This is a genomic window from Mycoplasma sp. 394, from assembly GCF_054353895.1.
Genome location: NZ_JBTHHL010000001.1, coordinates 170,204 through 193,437, shown reverse-complemented (window position 1 = coordinate 193,437; position 23,234 = coordinate 170,204). Strand labels below are relative to the sequence as shown.

Annotated in this window: 19 protein-coding genes; 9 read left to right on the top strand and 10 right to left on the bottom strand. The window is 26.6% G+C overall.

All coding sequences use genetic code 4. From position 1 onward, the window contains the following. The first annotated feature begins 602 nt into the window (after positions 1-602). Positions 603-2,615, top strand: coding sequence for a S8 family serine peptidase (locus tag ACXYRQ_RS00675; RefSeq protein WP_458614482.1), 2,013 nt, complete (start codon positions 603-605; stop codon positions 2,613-2,615). A 1-nt stretch (position 2,616) separates the two neighbouring features. Continuing rightward, entirely contained in the window at positions 2,617-3,381 is a 765-nt protein-coding gene (locus tag ACXYRQ_RS00670; RefSeq protein WP_458614319.1) for a hypothetical protein, read from the top strand. Positions 3,382-3,584: 203 nt separating this feature from the next. Here the strand turns inward: ACXYRQ_RS00670 and ACXYRQ_RS00665 are convergent, their stop codons facing one another. Beyond that, positions 3,585-4,772, bottom strand: a complete 1,188-nt coding sequence (locus ACXYRQ_RS00665) for a restriction endonuclease subunit S (RefSeq protein WP_458614481.1) — start codon at positions 4,770-4,772, stop codon at positions 3,585-3,587. A 216-nt stretch (positions 4,773-4,988) separates the two neighbouring features. Between ACXYRQ_RS00665 and ACXYRQ_RS00660 the strand changes: the two genes are divergently transcribed. From ACXYRQ_RS00660 to rpmE, 3 genes are all read left to right on the top strand, one after another. Beyond that, positions 4,989-5,582, top strand: coding sequence for an FMN-dependent NADH-azoreductase (locus ACXYRQ_RS00660; protein ID WP_458614286.1), 594 nt, complete (start codon positions 4,989-4,991; stop codon positions 5,580-5,582). Between the two features lie 190 nt (positions 5,583-5,772). Further along, complete coding sequence (gene rpsD / locus ACXYRQ_RS00655) at positions 5,773-6,372, top strand: 30S ribosomal protein S4 (protein ID WP_458598161.1); 600 nt, start codon at positions 5,773-5,775, stop codon at positions 6,370-6,372. Between the two features lie 12 nt (positions 6,373-6,384). Beyond that, entirely contained in the window at positions 6,385-6,597 is a 213-nt protein-coding gene (rpmE, locus tag ACXYRQ_RS00650) for a 50S ribosomal protein L31 (RefSeq protein ID WP_435130593.1), read from the top strand. A gap of 58 nt (positions 6,598-6,655) precedes the next feature. Here rpmE and ACXYRQ_RS00645 read toward each other — a convergent pair whose 3' ends face one another. From ACXYRQ_RS00645 to ACXYRQ_RS00620, 6 genes are all read right to left on the bottom strand, one after another. Beyond that, complete coding sequence (locus ACXYRQ_RS00645) at positions 6,656-7,792, bottom strand: YhjD/YihY/BrkB family envelope integrity protein (RefSeq protein WP_458614480.1); 1,137 nt, start codon at positions 7,790-7,792, stop codon at positions 6,656-6,658. After that, on the bottom strand, positions 7,773-9,197 hold the full coding sequence (gene gatB, locus ACXYRQ_RS00640; protein WP_458614479.1) for an Asp-tRNA(Asn)/Glu-tRNA(Gln) amidotransferase subunit GatB: 1,425 nt from the start codon (positions 9,195-9,197) through the stop codon (positions 7,773-7,775). Before gatB ends, ACXYRQ_RS00645 begins: the two co-directional genes overlap by 20 nt. Further along, entirely contained in the window at positions 9,190-10,515 is a 1,326-nt protein-coding gene (locus ACXYRQ_RS00635) for an amidase family protein (protein ID WP_458614478.1), read from the bottom strand. The genes gatB and ACXYRQ_RS00635 overlap by 8 nt, the downstream gene beginning before the upstream one ends. Further along, the gene (locus ACXYRQ_RS00630) at positions 10,515-10,817 is read right to left on the bottom strand and encodes an Asp-tRNA(Asn)/Glu-tRNA(Gln) amidotransferase subunit GatC (RefSeq protein ID WP_458614477.1); all 303 of its coding nucleotides are present in this window, start codon (positions 10,815-10,817) and stop codon (positions 10,515-10,517) included. Before ACXYRQ_RS00630 ends, ACXYRQ_RS00635 begins: the two co-directional genes overlap by 1 nt. A gap of 7 nt (positions 10,818-10,824) precedes the next feature. Continuing rightward, on the bottom strand, positions 10,825-11,658 hold the full coding sequence (locus ACXYRQ_RS00625; RefSeq protein ID WP_458614476.1) for a pseudouridine synthase: 834 nt from the start codon (positions 11,656-11,658) through the stop codon (positions 10,825-10,827). Positions 11,659-11,783: 125 nt separating this feature from the next. Further along, positions 11,784-13,019, bottom strand: coding sequence for an MFS transporter (locus ACXYRQ_RS00620; protein ID WP_458614475.1), 1,236 nt, complete (start codon positions 13,017-13,019; stop codon positions 11,784-11,786). 82 nt (positions 13,020-13,101) lie between these two features. Here ACXYRQ_RS00620 and ACXYRQ_RS00615 point away from each other — a divergent pair, with 82 nt between their 5' ends. Then, positions 13,102-13,773, top strand: a complete 672-nt coding sequence (locus ACXYRQ_RS00615; protein ID WP_458614474.1) for a hypothetical protein — start codon at positions 13,102-13,104, stop codon at positions 13,771-13,773. Here ACXYRQ_RS00615 and ACXYRQ_RS00610 read toward each other — a convergent pair. From ACXYRQ_RS00610 to ACXYRQ_RS00600, 3 genes are all read right to left on the bottom strand, one after another. After that, on the bottom strand, positions 13,763-14,791 hold the full coding sequence (locus ACXYRQ_RS00610) for an Eco57I restriction-modification methylase domain-containing protein (protein ID WP_458614473.1): 1,029 nt from the start codon (positions 14,789-14,791) through the stop codon (positions 13,763-13,765). The two genes, ACXYRQ_RS00615 and ACXYRQ_RS00610, sit on opposite strands and share 11 nt — an antisense overlap. Before the next feature lie 100 nt (positions 14,792-14,891). Further along, the gene (locus ACXYRQ_RS00605) at positions 14,892-15,029 is read right to left on the bottom strand and encodes a hypothetical protein (RefSeq protein ID WP_435130575.1); all 138 of its coding nucleotides are present in this window, start codon (positions 15,027-15,029) and stop codon (positions 14,892-14,894) included. Positions 15,030-15,038: 9 nt separating this feature from the next. Beyond that, a complete protein-coding gene (locus ACXYRQ_RS00600) occupies positions 15,039-18,032 on the bottom strand; it encodes a hypothetical protein (protein ID WP_458614472.1) in 2,994 nt (997 codons plus the stop codon). Between the two features lie 224 nt (positions 18,033-18,256). On the opposite strand from ACXYRQ_RS00600, the gene ACXYRQ_RS00595 reads away from it, so the two are divergent. The 3 genes from ACXYRQ_RS00595 (at position 18,257) to ACXYRQ_RS00585 (ending at position 23,229) form a co-directional block, all read left to right on the top strand. Further along, positions 18,257-19,747, top strand: coding sequence for an APC family permease (locus ACXYRQ_RS00595; protein ID WP_458614471.1), 1,491 nt, complete (start codon positions 18,257-18,259; stop codon positions 19,745-19,747). Between the two features lie 174 nt (positions 19,748-19,921). Continuing rightward, a complete protein-coding gene (locus ACXYRQ_RS00590; protein ID WP_458614470.1) occupies positions 19,922-22,411 on the top strand; it encodes a valine--tRNA ligase in 2,490 nt (829 codons plus the stop codon). Further along, positions 22,399-23,229, top strand: a complete 831-nt coding sequence (locus ACXYRQ_RS00585) for a bifunctional 5,10-methylenetetrahydrofolate dehydrogenase/5,10-methenyltetrahydrofolate cyclohydrolase (RefSeq protein ID WP_458614469.1) — start codon at positions 22,399-22,401, stop codon at positions 23,227-23,229. Before ACXYRQ_RS00590 ends, ACXYRQ_RS00585 begins: the two co-directional genes overlap by 13 nt. Positions 23,230-23,234 lie beyond the last annotated feature (5 nt).

Here is a 23,234-nt window from a genome sequence, read left to right as displayed (position 1 = left end):
TAAATTCTTGTGTATTCTAACCTAAATAAACATTTTTTCTAATAATTTTTTCTTAATATTTTTAAGAATAGTTAACTTACGCTTGAAGATTAAAAAATTAGTAAGAAAAAAATACCTTAAAATTCTGTTTACCCCTATAAACAATAGGTAAACAGAATTTTCACCATCAAAACGGGAAATACAGGAAAAACACATAAACAAGAAAGTATAAAACTAACAGATTTAACTTTGTATCGTTGCAGCAAATAGCTGTGGCGATTTTGATTTAAATTTGTTTATATTTTTATTAAGTATTAATCATCTCATATTATACTCATTAATACCAAATATTTGTTCATAAGTTATTTTTATATAACCTACATGACTTAAAAATTTAGATTTTAAGTTTGAAAATCAGTAATTGATTTCACAAATGTCTAAAATTTTTTAATTTTTTATCTTAATTCTTGTTAAACTTCCTTTTCATAGATTTTGCACATTTTCTAAATTTTTTAATATATTTTAAATTATTTTTTCTAATTTCACCTTTTTTTTATGTAGAATAAGAATGTTAAGAAATTGAAGAAAAATTTATTTATTACTTAAACATAAAAGGAGTAAATATGAAAAAGCAAATTAAAAAAATATTTTTATTTAGTAGTATTTTAACTACATCAGTTGCTAGTATACCAGCATTAACAACTACAAATGTGTTAAAAAATCAAGAAAAACCTTGATATTTAGGATATCAAAATAATAAATTAGAAGTTCGTATAAACAAAAACGGACAACTATTTAATTCTGTGAGGAATGTACCTGTAAACAATAATTATGAATTAAAACTTTTATTAAATTATGAAGCAGAAAATTCAGTTATGGATGAAAAATGAACTGTCCAAAAAAATAATGAATTCATAGAAAACATTAAAAAATCAAATTTATATTTCAAAAGCTATCAAACAAGCTCGATGATGCCGATCGTTTGATTCTATTTTGATAATGAAAATCAAAGAAAAGAATTTGTCAAAAGTATTATAGAAAAAAAAGAAATTTATAAAGGTATTGTATTTCCAAACGAAATACAAAATATTCAATTATCTAATACAACGAATTCACGCAAGCAAAAAGTTATTGATTGAGATATTTACTATGATAGGGATATTACAATCGATAACACAAAAGATTTAGAAATAGTAAATTTTAAGAAGCAAATAGAAAGAGAGAATAGAAGATATTACAATAACTTAGGGAATGTTGGAGTTTTAGAAGTAATAGGGAGATTAGATGAAACTAAACTACAAAATTTTAATAGATTTGGTATTGAGATAAACGAAACTCCAGATTTTGCAATTACCCATCATGCAAATGAAGTTTCAAATATAACAGCAGGCGAAAAAGGATATGATAGATATTCTAAACTTATCTTTTCTGCCTTTATAGAAGATTCTGAATGACAAAAAGGTATTGAATGAATGGTTAAAGATAAAAAGGTTAGGGTTATAAACCATAGCTACGGTTATACAATTGATGATGCGCATCCAATATATAATGAAAAAAACCTATTTTTAGATTATATATCTAGAAAATATGGAGTTGTAAATATATTTTCATCAGGTAACGGTAACAATAAAAAAGAAAAAGAAAACGAATGATTAAATGGATATAAACTTTCCCTTAATAATTTAGTTGTAGGAGCTCTTGATTTTAGTAATTGAGCACAAAAACCTACCGAAACGATAGCAAAATATTCTAATTATTTATTACCTAAAAGTTTTACATCCACTTCTAAACCTAATGTGGTTGCTCCAGGATATTTATATAAAAGATGGCATAAAAATAGTAAAGGTGAGTGAAATTACTTAGATACACAAGGTACAAGCTTTGCATCTCCCGTTGTTACAGGTTTAGTTTCAACATTATTAAGAGAAAGAGATTTCTTAGACAAAGACAAAATTAGATTACAATCTATAAAATCGATTATAGGTGCTTCATCAAGAACCCCAAAAGTAAATAATCTCAATTATAAAGCGAATGGATATACAGAAAAATATGGTTCTGGTATTGTAGATTTTGAAAATATGTTAGAAGCAGCCGATAATTTAGTAACTAAAGAAGTTTCAAAATCTGATAATGATTTTGTTTTGTTTACTAGAGAATTCTATGTTCAAAAAGATAAAAAAATCAAGGGAGCAAGTTCTTGATTGTTCAATTCAGGTTTATTAAAAGAACATGAAAATTTACCTACATATAATGCAAATGTAAATTGATGATGGTTTTTAGGAGTTTTAGGTGGTGTTATAGCTAATTCTGTTGAGGGATCAAGGTTAGCAAAAGAAAAAGCAGAATGAAAAAATACTCATATTAATGAAGAAAGATTGAATCTAAAAACAATAAATCAAAAACAAAATGATAAACTATTTTCTGATTATGATTTATATTTAGAAAAAAAAGATAGTTCTGGAAAATGAACTGTTGTAAAAAGCATCATATCAAGTGACTCTAACGATGAAATACTTGAGTATGTAACTCCTGAATCAGGTATATATCGATTAAAAGTTAAAAAATATTCTGATGTTTTATTTGATAATTCAATCAATGATAGTTTAGCATTAACATATACCATACAGGAAAAATAATATGAAGAATTTTATAAAAAAATGAATTTTTCCTTTTTCTGCATTAACATCATTGGTTGTTGCTAGTTGTACAAATAACACAAACAATAATAAAGAATATGATGAATACGATTTAAAAAGATTTTATGTATATGTAGATGAATATCAAAGACTAAATGATATTAAGAAAATTAAAGAAAATTACTTTTATTATTTGTGAGAAAATAACAAAGAAAATAACGGGATGTTTCAACCCTTATTCAAAGACAAATATGTATTTATTAAATCAGTAGATGAACTCAATAAATTATTTTTAGATAAATTTAATTTAAATTATGTTAAGAAATATTATCAAACATTTAAAGACAAAGTTAATTTTGACATAAATACTTTAACAGAAGAAAAACTAAAACAAATTAACAAAGAAGAGTTTCAAAATATTTATTTAAACAACGAAAATATTAATGAATTCTTCAAGAGTAAGAATTTGTTAATGTATGAAACAAGAAACCAGAATTCTCAGATTTCACAATATAATTTAGTCCCAGATTACATAAATGACGACACAGAAAATTTACATTTTTGACTTATTAATTTAGAACAAATAGGTGTTAAATATATGGCTGAAGAAAGTTCGCGAAAAAGTCGTATAACTATGAATGTAAAATACATTGATAAATCTAAAACCATAACAGCTAATATAAACCCTAGTAATCAGCAGGTAAAAGACCTTTATGAATATTTACCTAAGGAAATAAGTTTTGTATTTCCTATGTCTAAAACATAAAACCACAAAAACAGGATGTTGGTGTGATATTGTACCAACATCCTGTTTGTTATCATTATATTGCTTTCGGAAAGGAAGTAATATCCCTAGCACTATTTATAATTTAGATACAGGTGAAATAATTAAAAGATAATAAGCAAGTAACAACTTAGTTGTTATAAAATTAAACACTACATCAGAGGGTTTGTGATGTAGTGTTTTGTTTAAACAAACATTTTATCTAACATTGTCTTTTTGATATTCTCTAAAGCAGTTAACTTACGCTGATGAAGTGAAAGGTATGAGTCTAAGGAAGTGAAAAGTTGAGATATTTTTTGTTGTTCAGGGACACTTGAAGTTACCTTTATAGTAATATCAGCAACAGTGTTATTCATTAATTTTGGATTTCCTGCTCTCATTACAAATTTAAATGACTCGTTTTGTAATGAGTGAGCAAGAAATAAGTTAGGTTTATATTTTTTCTCTAATAAAACACCACAAACATTTGTACTATAAAATTTTCCCTCTCTATAATTTACAGTTCCTGCGTTTGCTCCATCGGTGGTTCATGTAATAGCATCTTCAAAAAGAAATTTTTTATAATAACCGAGTAGTCCGTTATTAAGTGTTTGCGATGAATAAACTGGGTATATATTTTCTCCATTTTGACTTTGAAAAATATCCTTAGTTGCTAAAACATAACCACGTGTTATATCAAAAAGTTCTTTAATTTGATCCTGTTCTCAAGCGTGAGTAAATTCCGAAAAACTAATATTAGGAAATTTTGAATTTTGATCAGGGAACATTTTAGATAGCAATGTAGACTTAATATTCATTAAAAAGTCATATTTTTGCTGATGAAGTGTAAGGTAAGAATCTAAGGAAGTTAAAAGTTGGGAGATTTTTTGTTGTTCAGTTGTGTTTTTAGGTTTTTTAAAAGTAATATTACTAAAATTTCCTAGTGTAATTGTTGGTATTGTACCAACAGTAACATTTTTAAGCGTTTGAGAATGAACATTTCATGTTTTTAGTAAATAATATACAAATTCCAGGTTAAATTTATTTCTTATTTCTATCCCTAAAATACCTTGTTTTGTGCAAAGGGGTATTTTATTGATAGAAACATTTCCAATAGTAGCTCCATTTGTAAAAATTATGCTATCTTTTTTAATCATTCATGCAGAAGAATTTTTTAAACCTTCTTCAGTAATAAAATTATTTGTTTGATAAACATATTTGCTTGATGTATCTTCTATTTTTAAAAAAGGAATTTTTCCATTTTTATAATAATTCTCTATGTTTGTATTTGGGGTTCCGCCCTCAGAAGCATAATCGTAAATGTTTCCCAAGAGATCCTCTTCTCAATCACCAGTAAATTCCTTAAATCTTATTTCAGGTATTTTTTTGTTCATCTCTACCACCTTTGAATATATATTATAAATTATTTTATAATAACTTGTTTGTTATTTATAAAATTCGATACAAAATATAAATATATCTAGTAATTAAAACTCCACTCTTAATCAACTACAAAACAAAAAACAAAAAATAACCTATAAAAATGCAAGTTTTTTTATACTTTTTAGAAAAATAGTATAATAATATCCTAAATAAATAAAGGAGAATTAATGCAAAAAATATTACTTTTAGACGGTAATTTAATTAACAAGGATCATTCATCATATACCGGTGATACTATGGATTATCTTGAAACAAAATTTAAAAGTGAAGGTAAAGATGTTAAAAGATTTGATCTAAATGAAACTCATGGAGACATCTTTTTAACCAAAAAAACATATCCTGATTATTGAAAACAAATTGATTCGGATAAGTGAATTAATTTATTAAAAGAAACTGATTTAGTAGTTATTTCTACATCAATGATTAACTTTGCTGCTTCAGTTGTAGTTAAAAACTTTATTGACAGTGTTTCGTTAGCTGATAAAACTTTTTCATATAAATATTCTAAAAAAGGTGAAGCAATTGGATTATTAGATCACCTTAATGTTTTAATTATTGCTTCACAAGGAGCGCCACAAGATTGGTATCAATGAGGTTCACATGTTTCATGACTTGAAGGAACATGAAAATTCCTAGGTGCTAAAAATGTACAAATCTACCGAATTAACGGAACTAAGGTAAAACCTATTTCTGATGAAAAAGCTACAGTTTATGTAGATAACCACAAACATGAACTTGATCATATTCTTGCAAAATTCTAATCATTTAATTTTTATAAAAACAAAATTGTGATAGAATTAAGAAGCATAAATTAGCAGCAGTTTGTTATTGTTTTATATAAATTTAACGCACATAACTTGTTAGTAGATAAAGCTGAATTTTGAAAGCATTAAGTTAAAGTTATTAAACAAGAAATAAACCCTCTTCTATATGCAGAAAAGAGGATAATAAATGTCAAGATATACTGGACCAGTATTTAAAAAATCACGTCGTCTTGGTTTTTCAATATTAGAAACTGGAAAAGAGTTTTCTAAAGGTAGAAAAAGAACATATGCACCAGGACAACACGGAAATAAAAAAGTTAAACTATCAGATTACGGATTGCACTTATATGAAAAGCAAAAAGTAAAACACCTATTTGGACTTAACGAAAAACAACTTCGTAGAACTTTTGAAAGAGCAACCAAATTAAAAGGTGTTACAGGTACCAACTTCCTACAATTATTAGAATTACGTTTAGATAACCTTGTTTATCGTGCCGGATTCGCTTCAACACGTAGACAAGCTCGTCAATTAGTTAACCATAATCATTTCACCTTAAATGGTAAAAAAGCTAATATTCCTTCAATAACTGTATCAGTAGGAGATGTTATTGAATTAAAAGAAAAATCAAGAGCAAATGTACAAATTACTGAAAGTTTAGCAAATAAAGTAGCATCTGCTTGATTAACCAGAAAAGACTTTAGTGTGAAATTGGATCGCTTACCTGAAAGAACAGAAATTCACCCAGAAATTAAAGATTCATTAGTAGTTGAGTTCTACTCAAAATAATAAGGAATAAATATGAAAAAAGATTTACACCCAGATTACCATCAAGTTAAAGTAACTTGCTCAACATGTCAAAGTGAATTTCAATTCAATTCAACTAAAAAACATTTTACAGTTGATGTTTGTTCAGGATGTCATGCTGTATATACTGGAAATAGAACACAAGCAAAAGCAACTGGAAGAATTGATAGATTTAACAAACGTCTTGAAAAGAAGGCATCTAAATAATATTATAGATACCAATATTTGTGATTAATAAAAAACTTATCCATATCGATAAGTTTTTTTAAAACCATCATGCCAAGGTTTTTTTTGGTATCGTCCTTGTATTAATATAACTTTTATAATATGCATTATTAAATGTAATTCCTAAAAACATAAAATACACAAATCAGTTCACAAAGAATCCGATACTAAAAAAGAATCCTACTGCTGCTCCATAGTTATTATTAGTAAATAATCTACTTAAATATGTATAAGCGATAACTAAAATAACCGAAGGAAGAGCAGAAATAATAACACCTTTGTAAATGCCTTTAAAATTTATTTTAAAAGATGGAACAAATTTAAATAAATACAAAAATATTAAGATAAAAAATATTATAGTGAAAATAATATACAACAAGTCGTTTACACCACTCCCATCAAGTCTGTGTGCATTAAATAAGCGTGCTTGAATAAAGATATTAAGAGTAGACATAGCTCATAAAATAATAGCTACACCAAGTACGATAAACAAACCTTTTGCTTTATTACCTCAATATGTTCCTACTTTTTCATGCGAATAAATTACATTATAAGAAGTGATGAGTTTTCCATATCCACCTGCTGCTATATATAAAGCAGGTAAGGCTACAAAGGAACCAGGAATCAAAGTGTATAACTTTTGTAGCAAACTATTAACTTGCATTTTACCAGGTGATGGGTTAAAGTATAAATCTCCACCTGGAATAAATTTATTAAAGATGGTAACATTAAAAAGTGCTTGAAAAGTACTAGTGTTACCATCTTTGTTTTCAACTGTTTCTTTATAAAAACTATCTACATAGTTTGTAAATGAACCAATGTTATCATTTATGGTAATGTTTAAAAAATAAACAATATAAATAACAGAAACAAAGGAAATTAACATATAAAAAGCAGTAGAGAGTCAAATAAAGTTATATTCAGATGAAGAGAATTTATCATAAACATAATTTACTACCTTACGCCGCTTAACTTTTTGATTTTGATTATAACTGCGAATTAAAACAAAAGCAAAAATACTAATAATTCCTTTGATAAAAAACTCATAAATCCAATAAAAGAAATCAAAGGTAGCAAAATAAACAATATTAAGATAAAATCTTTTATATATCTTTTTTGGTATTCGCATTTTAATTAGTTTTTTGTAACTAAGTGGTTTATTTTTTGAAGCGAGCATCGAGAACCTTAACTGCAATTTCGTTTGAAATTATCGGATTTACTTGTCCATTTGTCTGTTTCATTAAATTACCTAACACAAACTTCAATACTTTTTCAGGCCGATTTAAGTATTCAGAAACTAATGCTGAATTATTTTCTATTATTGCTTGTAAATAATTTGTAATAAGTTTTGGATCTGAAATTTGTTTAAGTTGATGTTGCTCTAAAAGATCATTAATATCTGAATTAAAGTTTACAAGCAAAGGAATCAATTTCTTTAATGACTTACCTGAAATAACTCCTTGGTCTAAAAGTTGCATTGCTTTAGCGATATCCTCAACTTTTATCCCTAAATCATAGGCTAAAACACCTTTTAAGTTAGCAAGTGAAACTATTTCAGCAAAAAATACTTTTGATAAAGCTTCTTTATTTTCATAAGGAATCAAATCAAAATACTGTGCTAATTTAATATCATCTAATAAGCTATTGATATAAATATTTTGAATTTTTAGACTTTGATATCTAACTCTTAGCTCAAGTGGTAGTTCTTTTAATACTACTGAATTAATAAATGCATCAGAAAGTTTGATATAAGGAATATTAGGTTCAGGGAAGTAGCGATAATCAACTGCTGCTGTTTTAGTTCGCATTACAACATTAGCATTGCTTTGATCGTCAAATCTTTTAGTTTGTTGTAAAATTTCTTGTCCTAAAAGTAACTTACTTCTTTGTAATTTAATTTCATATTCAATTGCTTTTTTAATATTAGAAAGCGAATTCATATTTTTAATTTCAACTTTTGTACCAAATTTTTCTACACCATAAGGACGTAAAGAAATATTAATATCAGCACGTAAAGTTCCTTGCTCTAGTTTTCCCTCTGATATATCAAGTGACTGCACAGTCTTTTTAATCATATCTACATATGCTGCTGCTTCATCGGAATTTTTTATCACAGGATATGTTACAATTTCAATCAGTGGAACTCCGGCACGATTGTAATCTAATAAAGTCCCTTGCTCACTATGATGTTGACGTGCTGTATCCTCTTCTAAATGGATTCTTTCGATTGTGATACTTTTTATTTTATCATTTACTATGATATCGATTTTACCGTTTTTACCTATCGGACGGTAAAATTGAGTGATTTGATATCCTTTTGGTAAATCAGGATAAAAATAATTTTTACGGTCAAAATGTAATTGTGTATCAATTTGCATATTTAATGCTTTAGCAAGTGCAATAGCATACTTTACAGCCTGCTTATTAACTTGTGGTAAGGTCCCTGGATATCCTAAATCAATTTGATTTGCTGTGGTATTTACCGGTGCATTATAATCATTTAACATTGCAGAAAACATTTTAGTTTTAGTTTTTAATTCAACATGGATTTCAATTCCAATAATTGTTTCAAAATTATTCATGTTTTTCTCCGATTAGTTCTTCAAATCATTCTGCATATGCTAATAACTTTTTATCATCATAAATCTTGGTTTCTAATGCTATCGAAAATGGTAAATTCTGATGCTTTGCTAATGGTAATGTAATCGATGGATTCCCTGCTAAATTGGCAGTAGTTAAGATATAACTCATCACATCGTAGTCTTTAGGAGCATCAAAAGTAGGAGCAACTGCAGCAAAGGCTGGGAAAATAACTAAATCACCTTGATCTTGCAAGGATTTTCAATACTCAACTATTACCCTACGAGCTTTTTGTGCTTTAAATAACATTTCTTCAACATTTTCAGCATATAAAAAGTAACTACCTAGCGACAAGCGTTCTTGAACCATTTTTCCAAAGTGTTTTGAACGAGTACTACGAATAATTTCTTCTCATGAACTTGCATCAATACGATTTGCAAAACCGATACCTGTTAAATTAGCTAAATTTGAACTTGCTTCTGAATAGGAAATTATTTCATAAGCAGGTTTTACACATCTTAAAATATCTATATTTGGTTTAATTTTTTCAACTTTTATCCCTGTAGCAGATAACTTTTGCAACAATTGTTGATATGCATCATTGATATAATCTTCACAAAATTGTGAAAAATCAAGTGCAATTACACTCTTAGGTTTACTTTTAATAACATCTTTAATTTCAACATCCACAGATGTCATATCTTTGTTATCTTTACCATATAACACCTGTGACATTGCGATAATATCGTTAACATTATGAGCAAAATAAGCAACTGTGTCAAGCGAAGATGCATAAGCATATAAACCGTAGCGGCTGATTGCTCCATATGATGGTTTAAATCCTGGGATTCCATTATAACTACCTGGTAATCTTACACTATCACCAGTATCAGAACCTAATGCAATCGAAATGTTTTCATTAAATGTAGCAACAGAACCTGATGAAGAACCACCTGCATAACGATTTTTATCTAACGGATTTGTTATTAACCCATATCCACTGTATGTCCCAGTTCCACCGAGTGCTAATTCATCAAGATGTACTTTGGCAACAAAGTGTGCTCCATTAGCATATAGTTTTTTAACTGCAGTAGCTGAATAACCAGGTTCAAAATTTTCTAAAATTTTTGATGATCCTGATGTTGGAGCACATTTAGTTGCATAGTTATCTTTAATTGTTAAAACTGCTTTTGATAAACTCATATCTTTGGTATAAAAAACTGTATTATAAGGAAATAAGTACGCAACAGCATTGTTTTTATCATTTTTTAAATCATTGTATGCAGCATCATAATTTCCAAGATGTTTGATTCTACGCACTATTTTACCACCTTTGTTAACTTAAGGTAATCACCATCTGATTCAGGTGCATTAGATAATATTCTTGCTTTTGTAACGCGATCTTCTTCTTTATATTCATCTTCTCTAAGAAAATCAATTTGATAACTTTCATTAATATGACTCATTGGTTTAACATTTGTTAAATCTAATTTATCAAAATATTTAATTTGTTTTTGCAGTTTATTTCAATTTTCAAGGATGTCATTAACTACTTGCTTGGTAGGTTCAAACATCAAAGTTTTAACAATTTCATTCAGTTTTTCTTTAGTAATTTTAATCATATTTCTCCTATCACTTTGCTGGTGCATAAAATTCAAAGTTATTTAAATAAAATAAATTACCAGATAAACCTACAAATTTTAAATAATATGAATGTAGCATCAATCTAGATGCTTTTTTACCACCATATTTCATATCACCATAAATTGGTTTACCTAGGAATTTTAATGATAAACGGATTTGATGTTTGCGTCCAGTCAGCAATTGTGCTATTTGCTTGTTGTTTTCTATTGAAAAGATAGTCTTAGCATATTTATAACCATCTTTAGCTTTAACTGATGTTTTAATTTTATTATTTTGCTTACTAAAATATAATTCAACTTCTTTATATGCTTCATTAAAGTCACTTTTAAATAAATATTTTTTAATAAAATTGATACTAGAAGCATTTAAAGAAACCAATGAAGCATAATTTTTAGCATATAAAATAATTCCACTGGTTTCTCTGTCTAAACGACCTACATGACTAGGTTTAAAACTATCAATTTGCTTATAATTAAGGTATGAAAGAACTTGCTGATCTAAACTATGTTCATCGCCATGAACCACCACTCCTGCTTGTTTGTTAATTAAAAGAATATTATCATCTTCATATAAAATATTTAAATCAAATGATACTTTTTTAAAGGTATTTTTAAATATATCATTTATCCCATATACAATAATTTCATCATTTTCATTAATTATTTGATCTTTACTTACTTTTCTACTATTATTCACTTTTATATCTTTTTTTCGAAAAAGTTTTTCTATCCGTGAAACTGGAACATTATTCAAATATTTAATTATAAGTTTAAATAATGTTCGCCCAGAATCGTTATTTGTTGCACTAATTTCAAACATTTTGCTCCTATATAAATAAAATTATACATTATTTTGTGTTTTTGATTATTTGATGCTTTTATATAAGTTATAAATATATCAAAATTACTTTTAATACTACAAATAAGCATTAAAAGTAATTTTAATTAATGATGTATTTTTTTATGTATCCGATAACGAGAAATAACCATTGCAATAAGGATGATAAAGAATAAAATTGCATAAAGGATGAACATATATTCAAATCCATATGAATCATCTAATCAAGTAAATATAACTAAGATTAAACAATAAAAAATGATTCGTATAATTAATGTCACAGCATTTTGTTTATTGAACTCATTTTTATCAAAAATTAAGTACAAATAATTATTTCCGATAGGAAATAGCAATGATTGTGATAGTTGCATAAATGAGTTTAAAATTATATATGTGATAAGCAGTGCTAATTTGTCTTCCTTTACAGCAAATAAAATCGGGATTCAAATAAGATTTAAAAGAGAAGCAACAATTGTAAGTCCCATAAACAACCGATTTCGCGATACTTTCTTTTTTGCTGTTATATAACCTAAAATTGCACCGGTTCCTAATAAAGCTGAACCACCTATAATCATCGAAAATAAAAATGACCATTTTTTATAATCATATTTTATATAATTAAAAAACTGCAAAATCCCTGTTTGTTTAGGAAATAAGAATATCGAGAAAAATAATCCTAAACTAAGAGCAAAAATTCATTTTTCATATTTAATTTTTGCAATTTTATCTTGTGTATGTTCTTCAACTAACTTTAATGAATGCTGATTAGGCTTTAATAAAATAAAGAAAAATAAGGATATTGCAAATGTAATAATGTTAAAAATAACAACTGCAAAAAAAGGCCATTTGAATAAAAATAAAGTGAATAAAGGAGAGATGAATGTAGAAATCGCAATAGCTAATGCATTTGTAATATTAAATATCGGAAGTTCTTTGCTTTGGTTTGCTAAATAATAGACAATATTTTTAAATGCTAAAATTCTGAATGAGTTGACTATACTAAATAAACCACTAGCAACTATTAAAGAATATGAAAGTGCTTTATCATGTGTTTTAAATGCAATGATTAAAACTATTAATAATATAAATATACTTGCTGAATCAGAGAAAATTAAAATATTTTTGGATTTGAATAACTTTATAATTTTTGGTCCGAAAATAAAAACAAATATCATCGGAACTTGAATTAAAATATAATAAAGAGTGATATATCACAAGTTATTTAAACTTTGAAAAATATATACTGATGCTCCGATTTGAAAACCTTGACTACCAAAAAATAATACAAAAACTGCAATAAATCAATAAATTTTATTAGTGATTTGTCTATTAATGCTCACCATAAAATCTCCTTGTATTTATTATTTTACAACTTTATTTTTATTTTATTATTGTTAATGTAAAATTTAAACATTTAAGGAATATATGTATTATGTAAGCGATTATGATAAAGTTTTAAATGAAGTTATTGTAAAGTTAAAAGAACTTGATATAAATTTCTCTAAAAGTTACAATGATGGACGAATTAATTCAATTTTTAATGAAGAAAAAATAGTAAAAATTCTTTTAAATATCCAAAATGAAATAAATATTTTAAAAGAATATGATGTCAAAATTTATGAACAACCAAAACCAAGATTTTGATATGATATAGTAATCAAAAATACTGATAATTCGTTTTTTCTCCCGTTGAATATTAAAATAACTAATCCAAATCTTAAATCAGCAAGTAATATAAGTTCGAAAACAGGTTTATATTTTGCATTAACTGGGGATATAAATCCAAATTTTTCTAATATATGAGGAAATTATTTTTATAAGTTAGCAAAGAATTTAAAAGCAACACAAACAGATTATTATTTGCTAGTATTCAACAAAAATAGTCCTAAGGATATTTTCTTTACTTCTTTAAAAAGGATGCAATATTTAATTCCGAACGGGAATAACTTACCTTTTCAATTTAATCCTAATTTGAATCGCAAATTAGTTAATCGAACATATGCACAATCTAAAGAGTTTTTATTAAATATACTTTTTCATTCCGTTAAAAAGAGAGCAAAAATTTTAGATGATTTTAATGACAATTTTAAAAATTAAATATTGCTTGTAAGATACTTTGTGTAAAATGATACCTTCCGTCTCTTTTTATTCCCATTAATTCTCAGTCAATGTTGTTTAAAATATCAACAATTTTCTTAGTATTTTGATAATCTAAATTTACATATATTGACAAAACTGATGCATCATAATGGATAAATTCGCCTTTTTCTTGAAAATCTAAAACATAAAAAGGTTTTTTATTTCTTGTTTTACAGTTAACAAAAATTTGATATGTAAATTTTCTTGGTGGGATCGGGACAGGTCGAATTCATTTATTTGGTTGATACAAAATATTATTCAGTTGTTTTGTTCTCTCTGTATGTGAAACAACAAAAGATATATTCCCTTTTTGCAATTTTGAATTGAAGCCACTTGCTCCACCTACTTTTACAATAATATCTGTAGGTAATTTTGGTTTTTTACCAAATAAAATTTTTCAATTAGATCAAAAATATTTAATTTTATCTTTATGATTTTTAACTTTAACTATCTTTATAATAGCAGTAGGAACAGCAGCGTTTTCTCAAATGTTTTCAGGGATTAATTCAAAGTATGTAATTGAAAAATTATCATAAATAATTTTTAACAAATACTTTGCAGAAGTTGTTGTAAAAATTGCAGCAGGAATTATTCAAATAAGTTCGCCATTTTGCTTTAAATCTGATAATGCTTTTTCTAAAAAATATAAATATAGGTTAGGTTTGTGGATTAAAAATTTACTTTTGGGTGCATCTATAATATTTTTATAATCTACATATGGTGGATTTCCTATAATAACATCTGGATGATAATTAGTATTAAAATATGATATGACTTTTGCTCCTACATGTGCTATATTTTCATCTATTTCTAATGCTATAAGATTATTATATTTTTTGATTAATTCAAAATAAAAATTACCTGTTCCAGATGAAGTTTCCAATATAAAAGCATTGTTATCAAAAGAAATTAAAGATATCATTTTTAAAACGATATCTTTTGGCGTAAATACTTGTCCATAATTAATTTTATTCATATTTTACTTTATCACCTTTAATTTTTGTTTAATTATTATATAACAATTTATGTTTTAAAATGTCAAAATTTGAAAATACAGCCTTATTAGGCTGCTAATGTTATGTCATTAAATATTTTTCATATATTGTAAAATCGAAAATATCAGAACATTCAATGTTTTTGCTTTTTTCAATATACTCAAAAAATAATTCATTTATTTGGTTATTTGATAATTCTTGTTTATTCGGTGTATTCATTTATCTCCTTTATTCTTCATTTTCATAATATGGTTTAGCATTTTCTAGAAATTTTCTGGCGTGGTATTCATATGTGGCACCATAATCTATTTTTTCATACATTTCGCTTCCTGTATAAGGATATCCAGAAGATGAAGGCCCTTCTCTGTATCTATACTTTGATTTTTTTGAAATACCATCATAGATATCTCTTAGTTCTTTTACCAGCTTGATTAATTCACTATAATTAATTAGTTTTTTGTTCAGAACTGCAATAGTTACATCTTTTTCTCTGTTTAGCTCACCTGCTACACCTCATTTTCTTCTGTATTCATAATTTTCTAATTTTAAATCTTCATATTGTTTTTTTGCGAATTCATATTTATTAATCATACTTTGATAATCAGATAATAATTTAGTTTTATTGTCCTTTAAATCGTTGTTTCTCTTATTTAGTAACTGAATTTCATTTAAATTATTATTATTTTGGTTTTGTAAATTGTTGAAATTAGTAGTCAGTGTATTAAGTGATGCCTGAAGTCGATTCTTTTCTTGATCTGTATCTGCATATTTTTGGTTTATATCATTTAACTGTTCTTTGAGTTTGTTTATTTCTAAATACATTGCTACAATGTTTTCACCATAATTTTTGGTATTATTTGCTATTTCATCTCTTGCTTGATATGCACTTCTTAATGTTTGCAATAAGTGCTTTATTTCTTTGTCTTTTCCTTCAATAATTTTTGTATTTTCTGCTATTGTTCTTTGGTGTTCTAAAATTTCTTCATCTTTTTGTTGTATTTGCTCTCTTAGTTCACTATTTTGATTTGTAAGTTGTTGTATTTCTTTTGCCTTTGCATTTATTGCATCTTGATTCTGTGTAAGCTGGCCATTTAGTTGTTGGATTTGTGTATTTAAATTATCTATTATTTCAACTTTGCCATCAAGTTGACCATTTAATTGCTGTATCTTTTGTCTATTAAATTGAATTTGTTCTTGAATTTTTAAATTTTCTGTATTTATTCTGTCTATTTCGTTACGTTTTGTTTGAATTAATTTTTCATTTTCAGAATCTTTTTGTCTTAATATCTCTATTTCTTTGTTTTTTGTGTTAATAATTTTTAAGTTATCATCATTTTGTTGATTCATTTTATTTGTTATTTTTTTGGTTTCATTTAATTTTTGCTCTAGTTCTTTTTTATCATTATCTAACTGTGTTAATTTAGATTCAAGTTTTCTTTTTGAATCTGTTAAATCATTAATATTACCTTTTAATAAATCGATTAATTTCTTTTTATCATTAATATCTGTTTCTAGTAATGCTATTTGCCTACCTTGTGCTTTTATAGTACTCATATTTTCTTCATTGATAGAAAAAAATAATGAATTTGCATTAGATAATTGCAACGAACCAGTAAAATATTTATCGGTATTCTTTAATATTTCATCATATTTATTTATTTCTTGATTAATTTGATTTTGAGTTTGTTTTATTTTGTTATCAGTATCTTCAATTAATCTTTTAGTTTTATCTATATCTCTTAGAAAAATTTGCTTCTTTATATATAGTTCATCACTGTTATTTTCTTTATAAAGTTTGTCTATTTTATCTAACTCATTATTTTGTCTAATCAGTTCATTTTTTAAATCCATATTTCTATGATTTACTTTATTAAGTTGATTATATAAATTTAAAACTACAATATTCTTATCGTTTAATTTTATATCGTTATCAAATGCTTTTTTTGAAACATTATTCTCGTTATCTAAGACATTTTGACTTAGTTTATACCAATTCTTTTGTAAAAATCAAAAATCCTTACTTATAAAATTACTTATATTATTAAATTTATTTTCTGCTTTTTCTTCTTTGTTATATTTGTCTTCAAATTCTTTTTCTTGCTTGCTTATAGCATCATTCATATTGCTTGCTATTTTTTTTATATCATTGTTTTGGCTTGTTTTTAATGCGCTTTGATATAAAGTAAGTTGCTTTGTATATGCATCATTAATCACTTTCTTATAGTTATTTAGATAGTTTAAATAACTTTCTTGCTTTTGTTGCAGTGAGTTTTTAGATTCAGATAATGTCTTTTTTAACAAATTTGTTGATTCAATAAATTTGTTAACTGTTTCTTTATAAGTTTGCAAATTCTGATTTAATAAATTCATATTTTGTTGCAAACTTTTTAAAGAACTTTCGTTATTCTTAATCGAATTAGCATAATTGATATTAATATTCAAATCATGCTTTATTCAAAAATTTATGTATATATCGCTTGAATCAATTAATCCAATAACATCATTAATAATCTTATTTATATGATTATAGTAACCTAAAAAATCATCGGTTTCCAATCAAACATTATTATTTATTTCATTTAATAAAGTTTGTATATTAGATTCTAATAAAGCGGTTTGTTCATAACTTTGCTTTACTCATGGAATTTCATCTGTATCAGCTGATAGTTTTTTCAAATTTTCATTATGTTTTTTTATCAATTTTAGATAAATATCTCATTTAGAGTTCAATCTATTGTTATTTTCATCTAAAAAACTTTTTAATGATTTTATTTGATTTGAATTAAGTTCTTGATTCAACTTAACAGCTTGTATTTCGTTATTTTTGTCTATAATATCGTTTAAAAAAATTTTTAAATCTTCTTTAATCGGTAAGATATTTTGATTAAAAGAAAGATTTATATTTTGCGTTCGTTTTAGTTCGTCTTGGATTTTATTTTGAAAACCTTTTATTTTATTTATTCTCTCATTAATTTGGTTTTGTAATTTTACAAATGCATCTTTTTCTGCATTTAAATTATCAAAACTAGGTCTTTGCTTATTAAAATTGTCTATATTTTCAATTACCTTCTGATATTCAAAACTTTTTTGATTTGTAAGAACAGGTGAATTAGATGAATTTTTCTGCAGTTTCGTTATTGCAAGCTTAATTGGATATGCTGCTGCTCCTGCAACAACTGCAGTTGAACCTAAAATCATAATCAGTTTTATGTTTTTTGTCATTTTACCTCCACTTTATATATATTAAGAGAACAACAAAAGAACAAATTAGAAACAAAAAAAGTAAAATATTTTGATATTTTATAATATCAAATACTATATATACTTTTATAACAGGATTTATATAACTAAAAAGTTAAATTTTTATCATTTTTTTAGGAAAAAATTAATTTTTTGCTATTATTTATTGATATATATTTAAAAATCAATATATTAGGAGTGATTAAATGAAAAAAATTAAAGGAAAGAATTTTCTTTTCTATGGTATTAATTATATCGTCGGATTTGGTCTTCTTGCCTCGATTGCTAGTGTTTTAAAAACAGGTAGTTACAGTATTTTAGTATTTGCTATTACTTCCTTTATTGCAGGTGGTGTTATGCTTGCTTTTGCACGTGGAACCCAAATGTATTCAAAAGAAGTTGGTGGATCATATGTTTTTGTTAAAAAAGCATTCCCAAAGAAAAGATGACTATGATATTTTAATGGATGAAACCAGTTCTTGCAGGCTCCCTTGTTTTCTGCAACTACACCTTTGTTCTTTATATCTATTATTAGATTATTTATCAACAATTCATCAGTCTATGAGAAATATTCATTGTTAATACAACTTTTAGCATTACTATTTTTTATTGTTTTAACAATTATTTCAGCATTAAATTTTGGTATTTCTAAAAAAGTTATTGTTTGAACAGCCTATGTAAAATGGATTGTTATTGCTATTATTTTTGCTTCTGTTATAGCTTTATTAATTCAAAATCCAGGGAATTCATTTATTAAAAACACAGAAAAAGTTACACCATTTATGATAATAAGTTCAATCTTAAGTTTCATATATGCGTATGGTGGAGTAGAAGGATTATCAGGTTTATCAACAGAAGTTGAAGCGAAAAACTTTAGAAAAATCTTGCTTTCTGTTTTTGGTATCATCTTATTCATTTATTTAGTATTTTATTTAATGTTTATTTTTATTGATTCATCAAGTGTTTCAACAAAAACTATCTCGAATTATACCGCTGCAATAATGAATAAGGTTATGGGAATTGCAGGATTAATTATATTTACTATCGGACTTTTATTTAGACAAGTTACTTCAACCGTCTTTTCAATGATATATTATGCAAAAGCAGTTGTTCCATTAGCTCAAGATGGATTTTTACCAAGTCAATTATCACAAGTAGCTAAAAACGGACAACACCGTAAAGCAATCGTTTTTGCAGCATCCATTACTATAGCTTCAATGATTATCTTTACAATTCTACCAGGTTTATTGGGTGTACCAGATCAATTTGAAACTATCTTAAATGCAGGTAATTTAGTCTTCTTTGTGCAATATTTACTTGCTATTATAGCAGTATTAGTTCTTTCGAAAAAATTGCGCAATGAAGTTAAGTCTCCATTATGAGAAAAGTTAGTATACATTATTACAAGTATCTTAATTATTATAGTATTATTAATTACATTTATTCCACCTATTGTAGGTGAAGCATATGATAGTTCACAATTAATAACAATATTAAGTTATATTGTATTTATGGTAATTGGATTTATTGTTTGAGGAGTATATTTATTATTCAAATGATTTATTGACTTTAAAAAAGCAATTGTAAACCCACAAAATCAATCACAAAATCTTTCTTCAAAAGAATATACACAACTACTAAAACAAAATAGCGATCACACACATAATTGTGAAATTGAACATCCTAATACAAATTAAGAACTGCATCTTATGTAGTTTTTTTTAATATTTTTACACTAAATAAACATACTTTTAGTTTATTGTTCCACAAAGTTGCATAAGTTTATATTATTTTTAGCATTTCCCTAGAAAATTTATGAAATAGTTTATAATATATAAAGATTTATTATAACTTCTTTAAAAGGAGGATTTATGAACAAAAATTATGATCATAAATTAGTTGAAAAAGGTATAGAAGCAAAATGACGTGATAAAAAATATTTTATTACCCACGATGTTAAGAAAAAACCTTTTTCAATCTTGCTTCCGCCTCCGAATGTAACCGGGATGCTACATTTAGGGCATGCTCTTGATTCATATATTCCTGACACAATTATTCGTTATAAAAAACTTAAAGGTTATGATGTGATGTGAATTCCCGGTATGGATCATGCCGGAATTGCCACTCAATCTAAGGTTGAAGATGTTATTTTTAAAAGTGAAGGTAAAACTCGACACGATTTAGGTCGCAACGAATTTATCAAGCGAGTTTGAGAATGAAAGCATAAGTATGCTGAAATATTTAAACAACAATGATACAAGATGGGATTAGCTCTCGATTATCAAAATGCACGCTTTACCTTAGATGAAAAAGCTAGTGCTGCAGTGCAAAAAGTATTTGTTGATATGTATAACAAAGGTTTATTATACAAAGGAATGCGAGCAATCAGTTGGGATATAAAATTACAAACTGCCCTTTCAAATATTGAAGTTAATAATGTACCTACCCAACAAAAAATGTATTATATTAAATACCCAATTTATAATTCAAATGAATCATTGATTATTGCTACTGTGCGTACTGAAACACTGCTAAGTGATGTTGCTGTTGTTTATAATCCGACTGATATTCGTTATCAAAAATATCAGGGGATGTTTGTTGTGCACCCGATTACTAAGAAAATACTTCCAATTATAGCTGATTCATATGTTGACCCAAAATTTGGAAGTGGTTTAATGAAATTATCTGCACATTCTGAAGCAGACATTGAAATAATAACAAGGTTAAACTTACAAATTAATGAAACTATTGATAAAAACGGTTTTATTAATGCTCCCGGTTGTGCTTTTGATAAAATGGAACGTTTTCAAGCACGTTTAGCAATTGCTAACTACTTAAAAGAGCAAAATATGCTTGAAAAAGCAGAAGATGTAATTTCAAATATTGCTGTTTCTGATCGTTCTAAATCAGTTGTTGAGACATTGGTGCTTCCACAATGATTTGTGAAAATGGATAAGTTAAAAAATCATATATTAAATGATTTAAAATCCAAAAATGGAGTTAAATTCTATCCGAATAGGCTTAAAGACACAATGAAGCAATGGATGGAAAATGTGCATGATTGAACCATTTCACGTCAGCTTTGGTGAGGACATCGATTACCGGTTTGATATTATCAAGATCAAATTAAAGTCCAAATAGACAGTCCTGGTCCAAATTGGATTCAAGATCCTGATGTTCTTGATACTTGATTTTCATCAGGGATAGCACCATTTACTTTCTTAAACTGACCTGATTTGAATGATCTATTATTAAAAAGATTTTACCCTACATCTTTATTAGTTACAGGTTATGATATTATCTTCTTTTGGGTTGCTAGAATGTATTTTATGAGTTTAGAATTCATGAAGCAAATACCATTTAAACAATTGTTATTTCACGGATTAATTCGTGCTGAAGATGGACGTAAAATGTCAAAATCATTTAATAATGGAATAGATCCAATGCAATTAATTGATCAATATGGTTCCGATGCTCTTCGTTGATTTTTGCTAACTAATACAGCACCCGGAATGGACATTCGTTTTTCAAGCGAAAAAGTTGAAGCCGCATGAAGAGTAAATAATAAATTATGAAATATAGCAAACTACATTAAAGAACTTCCTGATTCAAAGGATAAATCATTAAGTCCAGCTGATAAATGAATTTTTAACAAACTCGCATTCTTGTCAAGAAAAATAAGCAAGTTTGTTAATAAATATGATTTTGCTGTACTCGGCAGTGAAATATACAAATATATTTTTAATGATTTAAGTGGTTGATATGTTGAATTTTTAAAAACTAATTCTAATAAAAAGATTGCATTGCAAGTGTTACAAAAAACATTAATTATTCTACACCCATTCTTACCTTTTTTAACCGATTATTTATACAAAAATATCTATAATACAGAGCTTTTAGAAGCAAAATGGCCTATTTTGAAAATCAAAAAAGGCATTGAATATATTGATGAAGTCATCGAAATAACTACCGCTATTCGTCGCTTCCGTGATGATAATAAAATCTCTAAAAAAGATGTTATATATTACGATTATCAAGGCAATTTACCTAAAAATGCTATTGAAATGATTAATAAATTAGCTAATGCACTAGTTTCAGAAAATAATGATTTTCTTATTTCTATTCAAGGTAAAAACCTTTATATTAAAGTAGATGCAGCTTTAAAAGAAAAAAATAAAGCAGACCTGTTGAAGAAAATTAAGGATACTGAATTTGAAATACAGCGAGCTAAAAATATGCTTTCAAACCAAAAATTTGTTACTTCTGCACCTGCTGAAAAAGTTGAAGCAGAACGAATTAAGTTACAAAAATATTCACAAGACCTAGAAAAATACCAAAAGGAGCTTAAATGAAAATACTAAGTGGAAAAGAATTAGCCCAGGCAGAACTTTTAAAATTAAAAGCAGAAGTTGCACAACTCGATGATGAAGATAAACCGAATTTATCAATTGTGCAGGTTGGAGATAATCCAGCATCAAATAAATATGTAGCAGCTAAATTAAAAAAATGTGAAGAAATTGGTTTAAAAGGAATATTATATAAATTCCCTGAAACCATTACACAAAAGCTACTGCTTAAGAAACTTGATATTATAAATGAAAAATCTACCGGAGTTATCATCCAACTACCTTTGCCTGCACATATACCTCAGCAAGTGATATTAGATGCGGTCCCACACGAAAAAGATGTTGATGGACTTAGTGCAAAAAATGAATTTACACTTTATAACGATATTCCTACTAAGCATTTTGTTCCAGCTACCGCAAGGGCTGTCTTAGAATTAATGGAGTATCATAATATTGATGTTAAAGGTAAAAAAGTGTGTGTTGTAGGACGTAGTAAAGTGGTTGGTAAACCTATTGCTCATATTATCAAGCGTATGGGTGCAGATGTAGCCACCTATAACGAACGCACTGGTTTAAAGGGTGTGGAAAGTGGTGATATTATAATTGTTGCTATCGGTGTTGCTAAGTATGTTAAAGCAATGAATGTTAAAGAAGGTGCGATCGTAATCGATGTAGGAACTAATTTAGATAGTCAACTTAGCGATACATTAGCAGGTGATGTAGACTTTGAATCTGTAAAGGATAAAGTTTCAGCCATTACCCCTGTTCCGGGTGGAGTAGGACCTGTTACTGTAGTTTGTTTATTAAAAAACTTACTTGATATTGTAAGATAGGAGAA